At 74.5% G+C, this 1,857-nt stretch carries 2 protein-coding genes; both read right to left on the reverse strand.

Annotated elements, in window-relative coordinates; translation table 11 throughout:
* Positions 1 to 142 precede the first annotated feature (142 nt).
* Positions 143 to 631 carry a YbaK/EbsC family protein gene (locus AB0C29_RS46340; protein WP_360834473.1) on the reverse strand — a complete coding sequence of 163 codons (489 nt, stop codon included), beginning with the start codon at positions 629 to 631 and terminating at the stop codon, positions 143 to 145.
* 11 nt (positions 632 to 642) lie between these two features.
* The coding region (locus AB0C29_RS46345; protein ID WP_360834475.1) for a ferredoxin reductase family protein at positions 643 to 1,857 on the reverse strand (1,215 nt) is incomplete at its 5' end.

Consider the following 1,857-nt stretch of genomic DNA (forward strand, 5'->3'; position numbering starts at 1 on the left):
CGCCGATCGAGCGCCATGCGCAGCAACGCACTGCCCAGGGCCCGGCGCGGAACCCGCCACACGTGCAGGGTGACCAGCGGCGGGACGTCAATCATGGGGGCCACGCTACGTCGCCGACGGCTCCGCTGCGCGCCGGCGCCGCTCAGGCCACCTCGGTGGCCGTGCCGCCGGTGACCCGCAGCAGCTCGGCATAGGTGATCGGGAAGACCACCTGCGGTACGCCGCCCGCCGCCCAGATCTCCGGATACTGCGCGAGCGCGGTGTCGACCAGCGTGCGCACCGGCTTCGGGTGTCCCAGCGGAGCGACCCCGCCGATCGCCTGCCCGGTGTGCGCCCGGACGAACTCGGGAGTGGCCCGCCCGAGCTTGGCCACCCCCAGCGCCGCGGCGACCTTCCTGGTGTCGACCCGGTGCGCGCCCGAGGTCAGCACGAGCAGCGGCTCCCCGTCGGCGTCGAAGATCAGCGAGTTGGCGATCTGCCCGACCTCGACCCCGAGAGCGGCGGCCGCGGCGGCGGCGGTGTGCACACCCTCGTCGAAAACCACCGTGCGCGGCGTCCCGCCATCGTGGGTACGGGCATCGGCGTTCTCCAGGGCGGCCTGCACGGCCAGCACGTTGGGATGGCTCTCCATCCGCTCATTGTTCACCAGCTGAATCGTTCCCGGTGCAGGTGGGCGGCGGGCACGCCGACCGCCCGGGCCGCCGCGCGCACCGCGTCCGTCCACCGGTCCGGGCCGCACAGGTACAGGTCGTGGTCGGCCAGGTCGGGGGCGATCTCTCGCAACGCCTCGGCGTCCGTGTAGTCCGCGTACTCCGCCGGCAGCCACGACGTCGGGTGGGCGCGCGGCCCGATCAGCGGGACCAGCCGGACGCCGCGGCGCTGGGCCAGCCATTCGAGCTCGTCCAGGAAGGCCACCTCGGCGGCGTGCCGGGCGCGGTAGACCAGGGTCGCCTGCCCGTGGCCGTACGGCAGGTCCCAGAGCAGCGCGAGCAGCGGCGTGATGCCGACCCCGCAGGCCAGCATCGTCACCGGCCCGCCGCGGTACGACTCCGCGGTGAGCCGCCCGTACGGCCCCTCGATCAGCACCCGCGTCCCCGGCGCGAGCGTGGCCACCCGGGCGCTGCCGTCGCCGAGGCCCTTGACGGTGATCCGCAGCTGGTCGCCTCGGGGTGGCCCGGACAGCGAGAACGGGTTGCCCCGGGACCAGCCGCGGCCGTCCAGGAAGCGCCACACGAAGAACTGCCCGGCGCGCACCGGCAGGCGGTCGAGCCGGCGACCGTGCAGGTAGACCGAGACCAGGCCATGGGCCTCGGGGACCACGTGGTCGACGCGCAGGCGGTGCCGGGCCGTGCGCCACAACGGCGTGCCGAGCCGGAAGATCAGCACGCTGCCGGCGGCGGTCGCGTAGAGCGCACACCAGTACGCGCGCGCTGCCGGGCTCGCGGTGAAGTCCCGGCCTGCCGTCAACTCGTGCGGCAATGCCAGGGCGACACCCAGGTACGCGTACAGGTGGAGGAGATGCCACGACTCGTAGCGCAAGCGGCGCCGGGCCGCGCGCACCGAGGTGACGACCACCAGGACCAGGGCGGCCAGCGCGACCACCGCCAGCAGCATCCCGGGATCGCCGGCGACGAACGCGGCGAAGCTGCGGACCGGCGCCCGGCTCCAGGTGGCCAGCGCGACGTGCGCGAGCAGCAGCTGGAACGAGGCGAAGCCGGTGCGGCGATGCCAGCGGGTCAGGGTGTCCTGGCCGAAAGCGCGTTCCACCAGCGGGATCCGGGCCATCAACAACACCTGCAGGAGCAGCAGATCGGCCGACCACAACGCGGCCAGCCGGCCCGCCGCGCCCGCCGCCGG

It is taken from the genome of Actinoplanes sp. NPDC048791, assembly GCF_040650095.1.
Taxonomy (GTDB): domain Bacteria; phylum Actinomycetota; class Actinomycetes; order Mycobacteriales; family Micromonosporaceae; genus Actinoplanes.

What these genes read in the sequence shown, in the direction of transcription:
- AB0C29_RS46340 (WP_360834473.1), bottom strand. Translation starts at nt 631, where the DNA reads ATGGAGAGCCATCCCAACGTGCTGGCCGTGCAGGCCGCCCTGGAGAAC.